This is a genomic window from Micromonospora sp. NPDC049044 (assembly GCF_040649215.1).
Taxonomy (GTDB): Bacteria; Actinomycetota; Actinomycetes; order Mycobacteriales; family Micromonosporaceae; genus Micromonospora.
In genome coordinates this window covers 48,543-62,875 of sequence record NZ_JBEZFA010000033.1, presented here as the reverse complement: position 1 = coordinate 62,875, position 14,333 = coordinate 48,543, and the positions used below count along the sequence as shown (strand labels likewise).

Sequence of the window (14,333 nt, the reverse complement as noted above, 5' to 3'; positions counted from 1 at the left end):
CCCGAACCGCCCCGGTTCAGGCACGAGCGGATCGGGAGCAGCAATGGTGCTCGGAGCGGTGGCGGAACCGCCAGTACGGCGGCGAGGCAGTGACTACGCACAGTTGTCGCGGCGGATCAGCCAGGCGGGCCTGCTGGAGCGCCGTCCCGGCTGGTACGTGACCCGCATCGCGCTCACCCTCGGCGCCTTCGTGGCCGGCTGGGTCGCGGTGTTCCTGCTCGGCGACTCCTGGTGGCAGCTGCCGCTCGCGGCCCTGATGGCGGTGGCCACCACCCAGGTCGCGTTCCTCGGTCACGACGCCGGGCACCGGCAGATGTTCCGCCGTCGTGGGCCCAGCGAGCTGGTCGGGTTGCTCGCCGGCAACCTGGCGGTGGGGCTCAGCTACGGCTGGTGGGTGGACAAGCACAACCGGCACCACGCCAACCCGAACCACGAGGACGAGGACCCGGACGTCGGCGCGGGCGCCCTGGTCTGGACCCACGAGCAGGCGCTGGAAACCAGGGGATTCGGCCGCTGGATGGCGAAGCGGCAGGCGTACTTCTTCTTCCCGATGCTGCTCCTTGAGGGTCTGAACCTGCACGTGGCGAGCATCCGGGCGATCGTGGGCCGGGCGGACGGCGGGTACGCCGTCCCGATGCGACACCGGGCGGCCGAGGCGGCGCTGCTCGTCGTGCACACAGTCGGTTACGTGGCGCTGCTGTTGGCGGTCATGTCCCCGGTCAAGGCGCTGCTCTTCGCGGTCGTGCACCAGGCGCTGTGGGGCCTCTACATGGGGTGCGCGTTCGCGCCGAACCACAAGGGCATGCCCATGCCGACCGCCGAGGACGAGCTGGACTTCCTGCGTAAGCAGGTGCTGACCTCCCGCAACGTGCGGGGCAGCCGGGTTGTCGACACCGCACTTGGTGGGCTCAACTACCAGATCGAGCACCACCTGTTCCCGAACATGCCCCGTGCCAACCTGCGGCGGGCCCAGCCGATCGTTCGGGCCTACTGCGTCGAGCAGGGCATCCCGTACGCCGAGACCGGGCTGATCGAGTCGTACCGGCAGGCGCTCGGTCACCTGCACGAGGTGGGTCGGCCGCTGCGCGGCTGAACGGGAACGGCCGTTGGGCGGCTGCGGTGAGGACTTTGCGGTGGGGCGGGCATCAGCAGATGCCCGCCCCACAGTCGTATGCCCGGACCGCGGTTAGCGGTGGATCGGGGCCGGGCAACTGCTCGGCGATCTCATCATCGCGGGCAGCGTCGGTCGCGCTGTTGGACCGCCCTGGGAGAAGCTGGTCGCCACGTTTCCTGAATCGCCGTGGGGTCCACGTTCCACCCCCTCACCATTACGGCACCTTCTATCACATCGGAGATATCCGTGACATCGTTCGACCTCGCGTCGCCGATCGGGCCCTGGGTGGTCGTCGCGCTGAACGACGACCGCGTGGCCCACGAGAGGGTGGCGGCACTTGCACCCGGCGGCGTCGTCCGGAGATTGAACTCTCGGAGCATGGTCGATGCCGCTGGCCTCTTCGCTGAGTTCGCGGACAAGCTGGAATTCCCCTCGTACTTCGGCCACAACTGGTATGCGCTCGTGGATTGTCTCGATGACCTCCACGGCAGTTGGCACGGCAAGCGCCCTGTCGTCGTTCTTGTGGAGGAGGCTGACGTACTGGTGGGAAAGGATTTCTTTCCGCTATTCATCGCCCTGCTGTGCGAGGCTGCGGAACGAGCCAACCTTTCTCTCGATGCCGATGGAATTCCCCGGGATCGCCCACCGTTTCCACTCCACTTCATGTTCTTCCTGGTGCATCGTGACGTTCGGGAGGTGGCTACGGTTCTGAGCACGCGAGACGACATGCTGATTCGCCAATCCGATGGCCGTCTGCTGGTGTGGTCCCAATCCGAGTGATTTGACGCGGCAGGGGCTACGCCCGTACGAGCTGCTGCTCCCTACCGCTACTGGGCGATCGACGGAAGGTGGCGCGTCCGGCTCGCTGACCGCGCCACCGGTAGGGTCTGCTCATGGCAGACCTGCTCACCGCGGACGCGGTGCGAGAAGAGCTGGGCCGGTTGGCCGACTGGTCGGGTGACCCGACCGGCATCGGTCGCACCGCCCAGCTCGGCAGTTTCCCGGCGGCCATCGCGGTGGTGGACCGGGTGGCGGCGGTGGCCGAGGAACTCGACCACCATCCCGACATCGACATCCGATGGCGGACCCTGACCTTTCGCTGTGTCACGCACTCGGCCGGTGGCGTCACCCACCTGGACATCGAGTTGGCCCGGCGGATCGACGACATCGTCCGGAGCGCGGCATGAGATTCGAGATCAGCAAAGTTCTGGACGCCATCGAGGGACGGGTCTGCACCGATCCGTCGCTGGCCCGAGCCGTGATCGACCTGGCCGAGGTGATCCGCTACCAGGACATCGACGGTGGTCGGCCGGCCAGCCTGCTGCGCCTCGGCATGGTCATCGACGCGCTCTCCCGCGAGTTGGAGGAGGACAGCGTCCAGGTCTACGCGGTGGTGCACCGGGCGTTGCTCTCCGACGCCGACCTGACCTCCAACGAGCGGATGGTGGTGCGCCGCTGGGCCGACGACGGGCTCGTCGAGGTGCTCGACAACCCGGGTGACCGGATGTTGGAGGTGGCCGACCTGCTCGGGTTGCCGGTGCTCAGCCGGGTGCGCTTCGACGGGCTGCGCGGGCGGTTCCCGTGGCTTGTCGAGCAGCCCGGCCGGGTGGTCGCGCCGGTGCCCGGCGCTGGCGGGCCGGTGTTCATCGCGCACGTCGGTGGTGGGCACGCGCCGGTCGCCGGCAAGCGCTCGCCGACCGGGGTGAAGCTGCTGGCCCGCCAGTGGCGCTGCCCGGAGTCGGGTTGCGCGCTGTTCGGCGGCGGTGGCGGGGGTGGCGCGTTCGCCGACCTGGCCGGTGGTGCCGACCGCAGCCCGGCCGCCCAGCCGCCGCCGTCACTGCGCAACGGGGTGCCGACCTGCCCCCGGCACGGCGCGCGGCTCGGCGACGCCGGCCCGCGTCCGCGTACCGAGGTGCTCGCGGTGCGCGTCGGTGGTCTGGTCCGGCGGCGGTTCGTGCTCAGCGAGGAGAAGCCGGTGGTGGCTGGCCGGGCGCCCGAGCAGGACGGCGGGATCATGCTCGGGCAGTGGCTCAACGACGAGGCCCGGCGGTGGATCAGCCGTGGTCACGTCCAGTTCGAGCTGCGGGTCGGCGAGGTGATCGTGACCGACATCAGCACCAACGGCTCCGGCATCCGTCCGGCCGGCTCGATGACCGAGTCGGACCGGATTCCGCTGGCCCCACAGCAGTCCCGGGTGCTGGGCGAGAACGACATGATCGAGCTGTACCCGGGCGTGCAGATCGGCCGCGCCGAGGAACTGCCGACGGGCGCCCCCTTCACTCCCACCTCGGTAATGGCCGAAGCCCCCACGATGGCCATGCGCCTACCCCGCCCGTAACCCCACCCCGCGCCTCCAGCGCGCTCCCGCGCCCCCGGTGCTCCCGCGCCCTCCGGTGCTCCCGCGCCCTCCGGTGCTCCCGCGCCCCCCCGGTTGATCATGAAGTTATTGCCACGACACGCCGCGGTGGCGGGCAATAACTTCATGATCAACGCGCGGGGATTCAGGCGGCCGGCGCCGGGGGTTCAGGCGGCCAGCACCTCGGTTAGCGTGGTTACCGCCTGGTCGATCTCCTTTTCGGTGATCACCAGGGGTGGGGCTAGCCGGATCGTCGAGCCGTGGGTGTCCTTCGCGAGGATGCCGCGCTCCATCAGGCGCTCGCACGCCTCCCGGCCGCTCATCAGCGCCGGGTCGATGTCCAGGCCGGCCCAGAGACCACGGACGCGTACGCCGACCAGGCCCTTGCCGAGCAGCCCTTCCAGGCCGGCGCGCAGCCGTTCACCAAGTTCGGCCGAGCGGCGCTGGAACTCGCCGGTGGCCAGCAGCCGGACCACCTCGATCGCCACCGCGCAGGCGAGCGGGTTGCCGCCGAAGGTGGAGCCGTGCTGGCCGGGCTTGAGCACGCCGAGCACGTCGGCGTTCGCGGCCACCGCGGAGACCGGCACGATGCCGCCGCCGAGCGCCTTGCCGAGCAGGTACATGTCGGGCACGACGCCCTCGTGGTCACAGGCGAAGGTCTCGCCGGTACGCCCCAGACCCGACTGGATCTCGTCGGCGATGAACAGCACGTTGCGGTCGGTGCAGACCTGGCGCACCCCGGGCAGGTAGCCCTCCGGCGGCACCACCACGCCCTGTTCGCCCTGGATCGGCTCCAGCAGCACCGCCACGGTGTTCTCGTCGATCGCGGCGGTCAGCGCGGCCAGGTCGCCGTACGGCACGACAGTGAACCCCGGGGTGTACGGCCCGAAGTCGGCGCGGGCGTCCTCGTCGGTGGAGAAGCTCACGATGGTGGTGGTGCGGCCGTGGAAGTTGCCCTCGGCGACCACGATGTTGGCCTGCCCGGCGGGCACCCCCTTGACCTGGTAGCCCCACTTGCGGGCCACCTTGATCCCGGTCTCCACCGCCTCGGCGCCGGTGTTCATCGGCAGCACCAGGTCCTTGCCGCACAGCTCGGCCAGCTCGCGGCAGAAGTCGGCGAACTGGTCGTGGATGAACGCCCGGCTGGTAAGCGTGAGCCGGTCCAGTTGGGCGTGCGCGGCGGCGATCAGCTGCGGGTGCCGGTGGCCGAAGTTCAGCGCCGAGTAGCCGGCCAGGCAGTCCAGGTAGCGCTTGCCGTCCACGTCGGTGAGCCAGGCGCCCTCCGCCGACGAGATCACCACCGGCAGCGGGTGGTAGTTGTGCGCTGTGTACTTCTCCGCGTCGCGCACGGCGGACGGGGTCCGCAGCATGTCCTCAATCACTTGCTTGCCTTTCCCTGACGGAGTCGCAGCGTGCAGCACTTCGGTCCGCCGCCGGCCTTACGCAGCTCGGACAGGTCGACACCGATGGTTTCGTAGCCCCGGTCGCGCAGTTTGGCGGCCAGGTCGGTGGCCTGTGCGGGCAGCACCACGTGCCGGCCGTCGCTCACCGCGTTGAGGCCCAGTACCTCGGCGTCGGCCATTGTGGCGTGCACGGCGTCGGGGAAGAGCCGACGCAGCACGGCCTGGCTGCCGGGGGAGAACGCTTCCGGCAGGTACGCCACGGTCCGCTCGTCGAGCACGGTAAGCGCGGTGTCCAGGTGGTAGAAGCGTGGGTCGACGAGCTGCATGGTGATCACCGGGTAGCCGAAGACCTCCTGCAACTGGGCGTGCGAGGCGTGCGCGGTGCGGAACCCGGTGCCGGCCAGCAGGTGGTCGCCGGCCAGCAGGACGTCGCCCTCGCCCTCGTTGACGTGCTTCGGGTCGTACATCTCGAAGCCCGCGTCCTCGAACCAGGCCCGGTAGGCCGGTGCCTCGTCGGCGCGCTGCGGGTCGCGGAACTGCACGGCCATCGCCTTGCCGTCGATCACGGTGCCGCCGTTTGCGGCGAAGACCATGTCGGGAAGGCCGGGCACCGCGGTGATCTCCTCGACGGTGTGGCCCAGATCAAGGTACGTCTGGCGCAGCTGCTCCCACTGCCGGATGGCCAGCGCGGTGTCCACCGGCGCGCTCGGGTCCATCCAAGGGTTGATCGCGTAGTCGACGGCGAAGTACGTCGGCCGGCACATCAACAGGCGCTGGCTGGTGGCGTCCATCGTCATTGTCCTGCTCCCAGGGTCGGGCGCGCCCGGCCACCGTGGCCCACGGGCTGGCGCCGTTGCTCAACGCTATGCGGCCTCAGCGGCAGGATCCACCACCGAGAGTTGCGCAGACCGAACATTCGTTGCGTCTGCGCGGCCGGGGGGAGCGATTCGTTGTGTCAGCGCGTTGCGGTGATCGACTCGTGTTTCCGGAAAGCGCGGTATCGGGGCGACCGGGACAGCCCGACTTCCGGGAAGCCGAGTGGATCAGGTCAGGCCGAGTCGATCAGGTCAAGCCGGGTGGGTCAGGTTCAGAAAACACTTCAGGGGCGGCGAACCGCCGCCCCTGAAAGGGTGTCTGCCCGGCCGGTGAACCACCGGTTGGTCGGGCTACCGGCGAACCGCCGGTGTTTGCCGGTGCATCACCGGCGAGCGGAACAGTGCCCGCTAGAAACGATCGACAAACTGTGAGTCAAGCCACTCCCGGAAGCGCTGCACCCAGTCGCCGTCGGTGGTCGGCCAGTCGAACTGCCCGGTCATCGCGAGCACTCCGATCACCACTGCGGCCAGCCCGATCAGCACGCCGAAGAGCGCGTCGGTCTTGCCGGCGACGTGCCGCCGGCGGGTGGCCATCAGGCCGAGCACCGCGAGCACCGCGCCGAAGGCGCCGAGCCCGATGCCGTACCCGGCCAGGGTGCCGGTCAGCACGAACATCGCGCCGGCGACGGAGACGATCAGCCCGAGGGTGGCGAGCAGGCTGGCCCGTGGCTTCGGGCCGCGGGTCACCGACGGCTCGGGCGTGGTCACGCCCGGGGTCGGGTCGACCGGGCGGTCGGTGGTGACCCGGTTTGTCGGGTCGACCGGGCGGTCGGTGGTGACCCGGTCTGTCGGGTCGGGCCGCGTGGTGGTGTTGTCGAGGTCGGCGTCCCGCTCGGTGGTGCGCGCCAGGGTGGGGGCGGTGCCGGCGCGGGACTCGGTCGCCACCGGGGTGGCGGTCCGGGAGTCCGTCTCGACCGGGCCGGCGGTGTCGGTCCGGGTCTCGCTCGTCACCGGGCGGGCGGTGCCGGTCCGGGTCTCGCTCTCGACCGGGCGGGCGGTGGCGGCTCGGGCCACCGCGGCGCGATCGGCGGCCCGCCGCTCGGCCTCGCCGGTCTGCCCGCCGGGCGTGGCGGCGCTGCGGTACGTCGTCTGGTCGGCGTCCCGGTCGGTGACCGTCGGTCGGCCGGCGACATCGTCGGACCGGCCCGGGTCGCTGGCCGCCGTGCTGTCCCGGTCGGCGATCTGGGTGTCGCGGCCGTCAACGCGGCCGTCGAGGTTCTCGTCCCGCGTCGGTGCCGGCTCGGACCGGCGGGACAGCGAAGGAATCCTGACCACTACACACCTCCTGATAAATGCGTGGTGGCCGATGAAGGGGGTGGCACCCACGCGGTTCTGCCCTGAAATACCCACCTGGGCGTTTCCTGACACCAATCCCGGGTACGGGGTCGGGCTCCGATCAACGGCGGGCCGGACCGACCTGCCTGGTGGGCTTTCTCGACCTGCCCGTCGTGGGCGCGGACCTGGGCGTGGGTGTGGGCGCGGCGGGGAGCAACAGCACCCCGGCCTGCTGCACGAACACCTCCCGCTTGTCGACGGCCCGGCCCTTGCCATCGAGTACGTAGCCCGTCAGCCAGACCCATCCCTGGTACGTCGGGCGCGGGTCCACGCTCACCAGCCGGAGGTGGAGCGCCCGCTCACCGGCGAACTGCACCGAGCACGCCGCGCCGATCAGCAGTAGGTCACCGGGTTTCCACTCGGTCATGTCGGCCAGTGGTCGCGTTGATCGGGATGCGGTGGCGGGCCCGGCAGGGCAGGTCGCCGCCGCAGCGGCACACGGTGCGCCAGCGCACCCAACTCCACACCGGTCGGTGCCGGCGGGCGAGGGTCAGCGCGGTGACCAAGAGATATTCGTTGTACGACACGCGCATGGCGGTGTCCTTCCGAGCAATGGTGTTCCGCCGGCCTTGTGCTGACGCTATTCCCGAAATTGTTTTCTGGGAGGGGCCAGCGCGTGACAGCATGTTCCATCCTGGCCCCCTTGTGCAATCCGCACCACCGCCCTAATGTCAGGCCACATTGACGCACGATGAATGGAATGGAATTGCGTGCGGGGCGAAACATTCGGTGTTGCAGGAGGGACGCGGTGATGTTGCATGACGGATGAAACAAGCGGTTCCACGGTCCCTCGGCGGCAGCTCGGACGGCTGCTCACGCAGCTCCGCGTGGATGCCTCGGTCTCGCTGGACGCCGCGGCCGAAGCGCTCGACTGCTCCCGGCAGAAGGTGTGGCGCATCGAGAAGGGCTTGGTCCCGGTGCGGGTGGTGGACGCCCGAGCGATGTGTGCCCTCTATCGGGTGCCCGACGCCATGGGCGAGATCGTGGCCGGGTTGGCGAAGGAGACCCGCGCCAGAGGTTGGTGGCACTCGTACGGCGATGTCGTCCCGTCGTGGTTCTCGCTGTATGTCGGCCTGGAATCCGCCGCAACGCTGATTCGCCGATATGACTCGGAACTGATCCCCGGGCTCCTGCAAACCCGGGAGTACGCAAGCGAGCTGTTCCGTCGGAAGAACCCGACGATGCGCGCGGAGGATCGGGAGAAGCTGGTCGAGGTCCGCCTGCAACGGCAGGGCATCCTCGTGCGCCGGCTGCCCACCGCACCCACCCTGCGGGTCGTCCTGAGCGAGGCGGTGCTGCGACGCACCATCCCCGATCGCCGGGCGATGGCTCAGCAGCTACGGCACCTGCTCGACGTTGCCGCACTGCCGACGGTGAGTTTGCGGGTCCTGCCGCTCGCCGCCGGTCCGCCGTTGGCGAGCGAGACCGGCACCTTCGTCCTCCTGGACTTCCCGCAGGCCTTCGGGAGGGCGTCCACCGAGCCGACCACCGTCTACGTGGAGAACATCACCGGGGCGCTCTATCTGGACAAGCCGGCCGAGGTGGCCGCCTACGAACATGTCTGGTCGGACCTGGAAGCCCTTGCCCCGGGTGAGGCAGAATCAGAGAAATTGATCACTACGATCATCGAGGAGCATCATGACTGACCTTGCCGGTGCGACCTGGCGCAAGAGCACCCGCAGCGGCGGGAGCGGCGGTGACTGCGTCGAGGTGGCCGACAAGCTGCCCGGCGTGGTGGGCGTACGGGACAGCAAGGACCCGGCCGGTCCGGCGCTGACCTTCGCGCCCGCCGCCTGGGCCGCGTTCCTGGTAGACGTCCCGCGCCACCGCCAGGGCTGACCGTCGCGCGGCTCACTCGGCCCGGGCTGGGCGGCTGACTATCCTTGGCACCCGTGCCAGAGGGACACACGATCCACCGCCTGGCGGCCCGGCACGCCGAGTTGTTCGCCGGGGACAAGGTGCACGCCACCAGCCCGCAGGGTCGCTTTGCCGACGGTGCCGCCCGGCTCTCCGGCACCCTGTTGGAGGGCACCGAGGCGTACGGGAAGCACCTGCTGCACCACTACGCCGGTGAACTGACCCTGCACGTGCACCTCGGCTTGTACGGCAAGGTCACCGACGGGCCGGGGGAGCCGCCCGAGCCGGTCGGTCAGGTGCGGCTGCGCCTGGCCAGCGACCGACACTGGCTGGACCTGCGCGGACCCACCGCCTGCGAGCTGCTCACCCCACCCGAGGTGGCCGCACTGCGGGACCGCCTCGGGCCGGATCCGCTGCGGGCCGACGCCGACCCGGAGCGGGCGTACCGGCGGATCTCCCGCAGCCCGACGCCCCTCGCGGCGCTGCTGCTGGACCAGTCGGTGGTGGCCGGCACCGGGCTGATCTTCGTGACCGAGGCGTTGTTCCGGGCCGGGCTGCCGCCGACGATGCCCGGCCGGCGGCTCGGCCGTGCCGGCTGGGACGCGCTCTGGGCCGACCTTGTCGCGCTGATGCGGCTCGCGGTCGAGCACGGCCGGATCGACACCGTGCGGGACGCGCACCTGCCGGAGGCGATGGGCCGGGCGGCGCGGGTGGACCGGCACGGTGGCGAGGTGTACGTCTACCGCCGCCCCGGAGCGCCCTGCCACGTCTGCGGCACCGAGGTCAGCCGCGGTGAGCTGGCCGGGCGCAACCTCTACTGGTGTGGTAGTTGCCAGGCCGGCTGATCCACCGCGGCGGGTGTCCACGCCGTGCCTGATCCCACCGAGGTGGGCGTCCACGCCGTGCCTGATCCCACCGAGGTGGGCGTCCACGCCGGGCTTGATCGTGCTCGATCGTGGTTGTTGTGGTGTTGGGGTGGGTTGGAGGGGACTCGAACCTGGATCGGGCGTGATCATGGGAGGGGCGGCCAGGTCGGTGAGCAGGTCGAGCGCCGCGTCCAGTGCCAGGTCCATCGGCAGTTCGTGCAGGGGCTGCCGGGTCGGCAGCGCTCCACCAGCAGGGCGCGGCGTTCCGGGTCGTGGGCGAGCAGCCGGATCGCGCCGTCGCCGTCCCAGTGGGCCAGCGCGTCTGCTTCGCGTCGGCTGTCGTCGTCCGGGTACTGGAGCTTCAGCACCGCCGCCGTGCCGTCCGGCAGGCCTGCCGGCAGCGCCAGCGAGGCGTAGGCCTGCGGGAAGGGCGGGCCGAGCCGCAGCGACCGCTGCTCGGCGCACTCCGCCAGCCACCCCGGGAGAGTGGCCAGCCAGGCTCGGCCGGTAGATCATGGTGTTCACATGTCGATCCACAGTGGTTAGCGTGGGGACGTGCAGATCGGCGTGAACGTCCCGAACTTCGGCCCGGGCACCGACCCCGACGTGCTGCGACGGTGGGCGCTGACGATCGAGGGTCTCGGGTTCGACCTGCTGATGGTCTCCGACCACATCGCGATCACCCCGGACGTGGCCGAGCAGTATCCTGCGCCGTTCTACGAGCCGTTCACCACGTTGTCCTGGCTGGCCGGGGCGACCCACCGGGTCAAGCTGGGCACCACCGTGCTCATCGTCCCGTACCGGCACCCGCTGCTCACCGCCCGGATGGCGGCGAACCTCAACCGGCTCAGCGGCGGCCGGCTCGTCCTCGGGGTCGGGGTCGGCTGGGCCCGGCAGGAGTTCGAGGCGCTTGGCGTGCCGTTCCAGCGGCGCGGCGCGCTGACCGACGAGTACCTGCGCGTGATGCGCGACGCCTGGCACCACACCGACGACTACGACAGCCCGGCGATCCCGCTCTGGGTCGGCGGCAACAGTGACGCCGGCATGCGGCGCGCGGTCCGACTCGGCGACGCCTGGCACCCGCTGCGGTTCACGCCCGGGAAGCTCACGGAGGCGGTCGGCCGGCTCGGCGCCGTCGCCGACGAACTGGGCCGCCCCAAACCGGCGGTGACGCCGCGCATCGCGCTCCAGGAAACCCGCGAACCGGTCACCGACCCGGACCGGCCAGCCGGTGTCGGCACCATCGACCAGATCATCGCCGACCTTGAGCAGATCCGGCTGCTCGGCGCGGAGGCGGTGGTGCTCGACCCGTTCAACGACGACCTGACCGAGATCCGCCAACCTGAGCGCGCCTGGCGGACCCTCGCGGCCGTTGCCGCCTACGCCAAGACCCAGGAGGTCCGATGACACCAGACGACGAGAGGTTTCTCCGCCGCGCCGTGGAGATCGCCAGCCGGGCCGGTGCGTCAGGCGAACGGCCGTTCGGGTCGCTGCTTGTCGGGGCGGACGGCACCGTGCTGATCGAGGACCACAACACTGTGGTCTCCGACTCGGACATCACCGCGCATCCGGAGCTCAAGCTGGCCCGCTGGGCCGCCCGGGAACTCGCCCCGGAGGTGGCCGCGGGCACCACCATGTTCACAAGCTGCCAGCCCTGCCCGATGTGCGCGACAGCGATCGACCGCTCCGGTCTCGGCCGGGTGGTGTACGCCCTGTCCAGCGAGCAGTTCGAGGAGGTCAAGCCGGCCACCCCGGCGCTGCCTCCGGTCCGCTACGAGGGGCCGGCGTTGTTCGACGAGGCGCGTCAGCCGATCGACAACTACTACTGACCGGGGCGGTGGGGACGGCCGTCGGCCTCTGTCGGCGGCTCAGTCGGGCTTCAATCGGGAACGCAGCCGGGCCGGCCGGACGTGGCTGAGGTCGCGTCAGCGGGGGGATCACCTCAGGCTCGCCTCCTGAGATTGCGGTGTGACGCAAGCGAAATTGACAGTCGACCGCAGCCGGAGCAGGGTTGAGAGGTGACAACGATGTCAACGGGCAAACAGGAGGAAACGCACCGCGTTCCTCCGGTGTGGCTGCGGCCCCACGCCGTACCGTTGACGGTTTTGCGGCGCAGACCCGGTCCGTCCGCCGATCCTGGCCGTATGTCCCTTTCCCCATCCGACGGTGACCAGCTGAAATGAGCGACGTGCCCCGATCCGACGCCACCACCACCCCCGCGCCCGCAGGGTCGCCCGACCTGCCCGACCTGGACGACTTCCTCGCCGGCCAGGCCCGCACACTGCTCGACACGGCTCGTCGCGCGGTCCGGGCCGAGGGCGGCTTCTGGTGGTTGACCGACGACCGCACTCCGGACCGTGGCGAACCGGTGTACACCTGGATCACCTGCCGGATGACCCACGTCGCCGCCCTCGCCCACCGCAACGGCGACCCGGACGCCGCCGCCCTGGTCGACCACGGAATCGCCGCGCTCAGCACCCTGCTGCGGGACAGCCGGTTCGGCGGTTGGTTCAGCGCGGTGGACCAGCAGGGCACGCCCGTCGACGACCACAAGGCCGGCTACGACCACGCGTTCGTGCTGCTCGCCGCGTCCAGCGCCGCCCGCGCCGGGCGGCCCGGCGCGCAGGAGTTGCTCGCCGACGTGCTGAGCGTGGTGCGGGACCGGTTCTGGGACGACGAGGCGGGCGCGGTCCGCGAATCGTGGAACCGGGACTGGACGGTCACCGAGGACTACCGGGGCGCGAACAGCAGCATGCACATGGTCGAGGCGTTCCTCGCCGCTGCCGCCGCCACCGGCGACACCAACTGGACCGACCGCGCCCTGCGGATCGCCCACCACCTGGTGCACACCGAGGCCGCCCGGCACGACTGGCGGCTGCCCGAGCACTTCACCGCCGACTGGGCGCCGCTGCTCGACTACAACCGGGACCAGCCCGCCGACCAGTTCCGGCCGTACGGCTCGACAATGGGCCACTGGCTGGAGTGGGCCCGGCTGCTGCTGGAGTTGGAGGCGGTCCTCCCGCAGCCGCCACGCTGGCTGCTCGCCGACGCCCGTCAGCTGTTCGCCGCCGCCGTACGCCGGGGTTGGGCGGTGGACGGCGCGGACGGCTTCGTCTACACGATCGACTGGGACGACCGGCCGGTGGTGCGCTCCCGGATGCACTGGGTGCTCGCCGAAGCCGTCGGTGCGGCGGTGACCCTGCACCGGCGCACCGGCGACGACGCCTACGCCGACTGGTACCGGGTCTTCTGGGCGTACGCGCGTCGCTACCTGGTCGACGCCACCGGCTGGCGGCACGAGTTGGACCCACAGAACCTGCCCGCCGACACGGTCTGGCACGGTCGGCCGGACGTCTACCACGCATACCAGGCGGTGCTGCTGTCCCGCTCGGCCAACGGGCTCGGTGGCCCCGGCCCGCTCGCGCCGGGCGAGGTGGCCGCATGATCGTGGTCGCGGGTGAGGCGCTCATCGACCTGGTGGTCAGCGCCGACGGGCAGCGCGCCGTGCCGGGTGGGTCCCCGGCCAACGTGGCGGTCACCCTGGCCCGGCTGGACCAGCGGGTACGGCTGCTGGCCCGCTTCGGCGACGACGAGTACGGCCGGCAGCTCGCCGAGCACCTGAGCGCCAACCAGGTGGAGCTGGACTGGGCGGTCCACGCCCCGGAGCCCACCTCGGTGGCGGTGGCCACGTTGGACGCCGCCGGTCAGGCCAGCTACGAGTTCCGGCTGACTGGCACGGCGGACTGGCAGTGGACGCCGGGGGAGTTGCCCGACCTGGCCGGTACGCCGGCGACCGCGCTGCACACCGGGTCCCTCGCGCTCGCGCTGGCGCCCGGGGCGCGGGTGCTGACGGACCTGCTCGCCCGGGAACGCCGCCGCGACGGGCTCACCGTCTCGATCGACCTCAACCTTCGGCCGAGCATCGTCACCGACCGGGCGGCCGAGCAGGCCAGGGTACGACGCCAGGTGCCCCTCGCGAACCTGGTGAAGGCCAGCGACGAGGACCTGGCATGGCTCTACCCGGGCCGCCCGGTGGGTGACGTGCTGGCCGAGTGGCACGACGCCGGGGTGTCCTGCGCTGTGGTGACCCGGGGTGGTGAGGGCGCCTGGCTGCTCGCTCCGAACGGATCGCTGCACGAGCAGCCGGCGGTACGCACCACTGTTGTCGACACCGTCGGGGCCGGTGACTCGTTCACCGGAGGCCTGCTGGCGGCGCTCGCCGACCTCGACGCGCTCGGCGACCGGCCGGCCGACCGGCTCGCCGAGGTCACCGAGCAGCAGTGGGACGCGGTGCTCCGGCAAGCCGCCACGGTTGCCGCGCTCACCTGCGCCCGCCGGGGCGCCGACCCACCCCGCCGTGCCGAGGTCGACGCCCTGCTCTGACACGCGTCGATCATGGAGTTGTGGCGCCTGACTTGACGTGATTCAGGCGCTTTGTCACCCACCACAACTCCATGATCAACGCAGGGGTCGGGGCAGGGGTCGGGGCAAGGGTGGGGCAGGGGTCGGGGCGGGGCGGGGTGGGGA

General features: G+C 71.0%; 16 protein-coding genes. 11 read left to right on the top strand and 5 right to left on the bottom strand.

The annotated features are described in order from the left end of the window. Positions 1-43: 43 nt before the first annotated feature. The 4 genes from AB0B85_RS24725 to AB0B85_RS24710 all read left to right on the top strand — a co-directional run bounded on the left by AB0B85_RS24725 (position 44) and on the right by AB0B85_RS24710 (position 3,452). Entirely contained in the window at positions 44-1,093 is a 1,050-nt protein-coding gene (locus tag AB0B85_RS24725) for an acyl-CoA desaturase (protein ID WP_357411131.1), read from the top strand. Between the two features lie 267 nt (positions 1,094-1,360). Next, positions 1,361-1,894: a barstar family protein gene (locus AB0B85_RS24720; RefSeq protein ID WP_357411129.1), complete on the top strand. Its 534-nt coding sequence runs from the start codon at positions 1,361-1,363 to the stop codon at positions 1,892-1,894. 113 nt (positions 1,895-2,007) lie between these two features. Then, entirely contained in the window at positions 2,008-2,301 is a 294-nt protein-coding gene (locus AB0B85_RS24715) for a 4a-hydroxytetrahydrobiopterin dehydratase (RefSeq protein ID WP_357411127.1), read from the top strand. Next, positions 2,298-3,452: an FHA domain-containing protein gene (locus AB0B85_RS24710; protein WP_357411125.1), complete on the top strand. Its 1,155-nt coding sequence runs from the start codon at positions 2,298-2,300 to the stop codon at positions 3,450-3,452. The genes AB0B85_RS24715 and AB0B85_RS24710 overlap by 4 nt, the downstream gene beginning before the upstream one ends. Positions 3,453-3,637: 185 nt before the next feature. On the opposite strand, the gene rocD is transcribed toward AB0B85_RS24710, so the two are convergent. The 4 genes from rocD to AB0B85_RS24690 form a co-directional block, all read right to left on the bottom strand. Next, positions 3,638-4,852 (bottom strand): ornithine--oxo-acid transaminase, encoded by a 1,215-nt coding sequence (rocD, locus tag AB0B85_RS24705; protein WP_357411123.1) that lies wholly within the window; start codon positions 4,850-4,852, stop codon positions 3,638-3,640. Beyond that, positions 4,849-5,664, bottom strand: a complete 816-nt coding sequence (gene ddaH, locus AB0B85_RS24700; RefSeq protein ID WP_357411177.1) for a dimethylargininase — start codon at positions 5,662-5,664, stop codon at positions 4,849-4,851. The genes rocD and ddaH overlap by 4 nt, the downstream gene beginning before the upstream one ends. Positions 5,665-6,096: 432 nt before the next feature. Next, positions 6,097-7,023 (bottom strand): thrombospondin, encoded by a 927-nt coding sequence (locus AB0B85_RS24695; protein ID WP_357411121.1) that lies wholly within the window; start codon positions 7,021-7,023, stop codon positions 6,097-6,099. 121 nt (positions 7,024-7,144) lie between these two features. Beyond that, positions 7,145-7,450 (bottom strand): hypothetical protein, encoded by a 306-nt coding sequence (locus AB0B85_RS24690; protein ID WP_357411119.1) that lies wholly within the window; start codon positions 7,448-7,450, stop codon positions 7,145-7,147. Between the two features lie 391 nt (positions 7,451-7,841). Between AB0B85_RS24690 and AB0B85_RS24685 the strand changes: the two genes are divergently transcribed. From AB0B85_RS24685 to AB0B85_RS24675, 3 genes are read left to right on the top strand one after another with little or no spacing between them, the layout of a single operon-like run. Further along, complete coding sequence (locus AB0B85_RS24685) at positions 7,842-8,729, top strand: helix-turn-helix transcriptional regulator (RefSeq protein ID WP_357411117.1); 888 nt, start codon at positions 7,842-7,844, stop codon at positions 8,727-8,729. Further along, positions 8,722-8,922, top strand: coding sequence for a DUF397 domain-containing protein (locus AB0B85_RS24680; protein WP_357411115.1), 201 nt, complete (start codon positions 8,722-8,724; stop codon positions 8,920-8,922). The genes AB0B85_RS24685 and AB0B85_RS24680 overlap by 8 nt, the downstream gene beginning before the upstream one ends. Positions 8,923-8,975: 53 nt before the next feature. Further along, on the top strand, positions 8,976-9,785 hold the full coding sequence (locus tag AB0B85_RS24675) for a DNA-formamidopyrimidine glycosylase family protein (protein ID WP_357411113.1): 810 nt from the start codon (positions 8,976-8,978) through the stop codon (positions 9,783-9,785). Between the two features lie 167 nt (positions 9,786-9,952). Here the strand turns inward: AB0B85_RS24675 and AB0B85_RS24670 are convergent, their stop codons facing one another. Continuing rightward, a complete protein-coding gene (locus AB0B85_RS24670; RefSeq protein ID WP_357411111.1) occupies positions 9,953-10,174 on the bottom strand; it encodes an aminoglycoside phosphotransferase family protein in 222 nt (73 codons plus the stop codon). 187 nt (positions 10,175-10,361) lie between these two features. Here AB0B85_RS24670 and AB0B85_RS24665 point away from each other — a divergent pair, with 187 nt between their 5' ends. The 4 genes from AB0B85_RS24665 (at position 10,362) to AB0B85_RS24650 (ending at position 14,189) form a co-directional block, all read left to right on the top strand. Then, positions 10,362-11,213 carry an LLM class flavin-dependent oxidoreductase gene (locus AB0B85_RS24665; protein ID WP_357411108.1) on the top strand — a complete coding sequence of 284 codons (852 nt, stop codon included), beginning with the start codon at positions 10,362-10,364 and terminating at the stop codon, positions 11,211-11,213. Next, positions 11,210-11,635: a nucleoside deaminase gene (locus AB0B85_RS24660; RefSeq protein ID WP_357411106.1), complete on the top strand. Its 426-nt coding sequence runs from the start codon at positions 11,210-11,212 to the stop codon at positions 11,633-11,635. The genes AB0B85_RS24665 and AB0B85_RS24660 overlap by 4 nt, the downstream gene beginning before the upstream one ends. A gap of 350 nt (positions 11,636-11,985) precedes the next feature. Then, the gene (locus AB0B85_RS24655) at positions 11,986-13,251 is read left to right on the top strand and encodes an AGE family epimerase/isomerase (RefSeq protein ID WP_357411104.1); all 1,266 of its coding nucleotides are present in this window, start codon (positions 11,986-11,988) and stop codon (positions 13,249-13,251) included. Beyond that, positions 13,248-14,189: a carbohydrate kinase gene (locus AB0B85_RS24650; protein WP_357411102.1), complete on the top strand. Its 942-nt coding sequence runs from the start codon at positions 13,248-13,250 to the stop codon at positions 14,187-14,189. The genes AB0B85_RS24655 and AB0B85_RS24650 overlap by 4 nt, the downstream gene beginning before the upstream one ends. The last annotated feature ends 144 nt before the right edge of the window (positions 14,190-14,333 follow it).

Excerpts from the sequence above, each read along its gene's own strand:
- AB0B85_RS24725 (WP_357411131.1), top strand. The coding sequence starts at position 44 with ATGGTGCTCGGAGCGGTGGCGGAACCGCCAGTACGGCGGCGAGGCAGT.
- AB0B85_RS24715 (WP_357411127.1), top strand. The coding sequence starts at position 2,008 with ATGGCAGACCTGCTCACCGCGGACGCGGTGCGAGAAGAGCTGGGCCGG.
- AB0B85_RS24710 (WP_357411125.1), top strand. The coding sequence starts at position 2,298 with ATGAGATTCGAGATCAGCAAAGTTCTGGACGCCATCGAGGGACGGGTC.
- ddaH (WP_357411177.1), bottom strand. The coding sequence starts at position 5,664 with ATGGACGCCACCAGCCAGCGCCTGTTGATGTGCCGGCCGACGTACTTC.
- AB0B85_RS24690 (WP_357411119.1), bottom strand. The coding sequence starts at position 7,450 with ATGACCGAGTGGAAACCCGGTGACCTACTGCTGATCGGCGCGGCGTGC.
- AB0B85_RS24685 (WP_357411117.1), top strand. The coding sequence starts at position 7,842 with ATGACGGATGAAACAAGCGGTTCCACGGTCCCTCGGCGGCAGCTCGGA.
- AB0B85_RS24680 (WP_357411115.1), top strand. The coding sequence starts at position 8,722 with ATGACTGACCTTGCCGGTGCGACCTGGCGCAAGAGCACCCGCAGCGGC.
- AB0B85_RS24660 (WP_357411106.1), top strand. The coding sequence starts at position 11,210 with ATGACACCAGACGACGAGAGGTTTCTCCGCCGCGCCGTGGAGATCGCC.
- AB0B85_RS24655 (WP_357411104.1), top strand. The coding sequence starts at position 11,986 with ATGAGCGACGTGCCCCGATCCGACGCCACCACCACCCCCGCGCCCGCA.
- AB0B85_RS24650 (WP_357411102.1), top strand. The coding sequence starts at position 13,248 with ATGATCGTGGTCGCGGGTGAGGCGCTCATCGACCTGGTGGTCAGCGCC.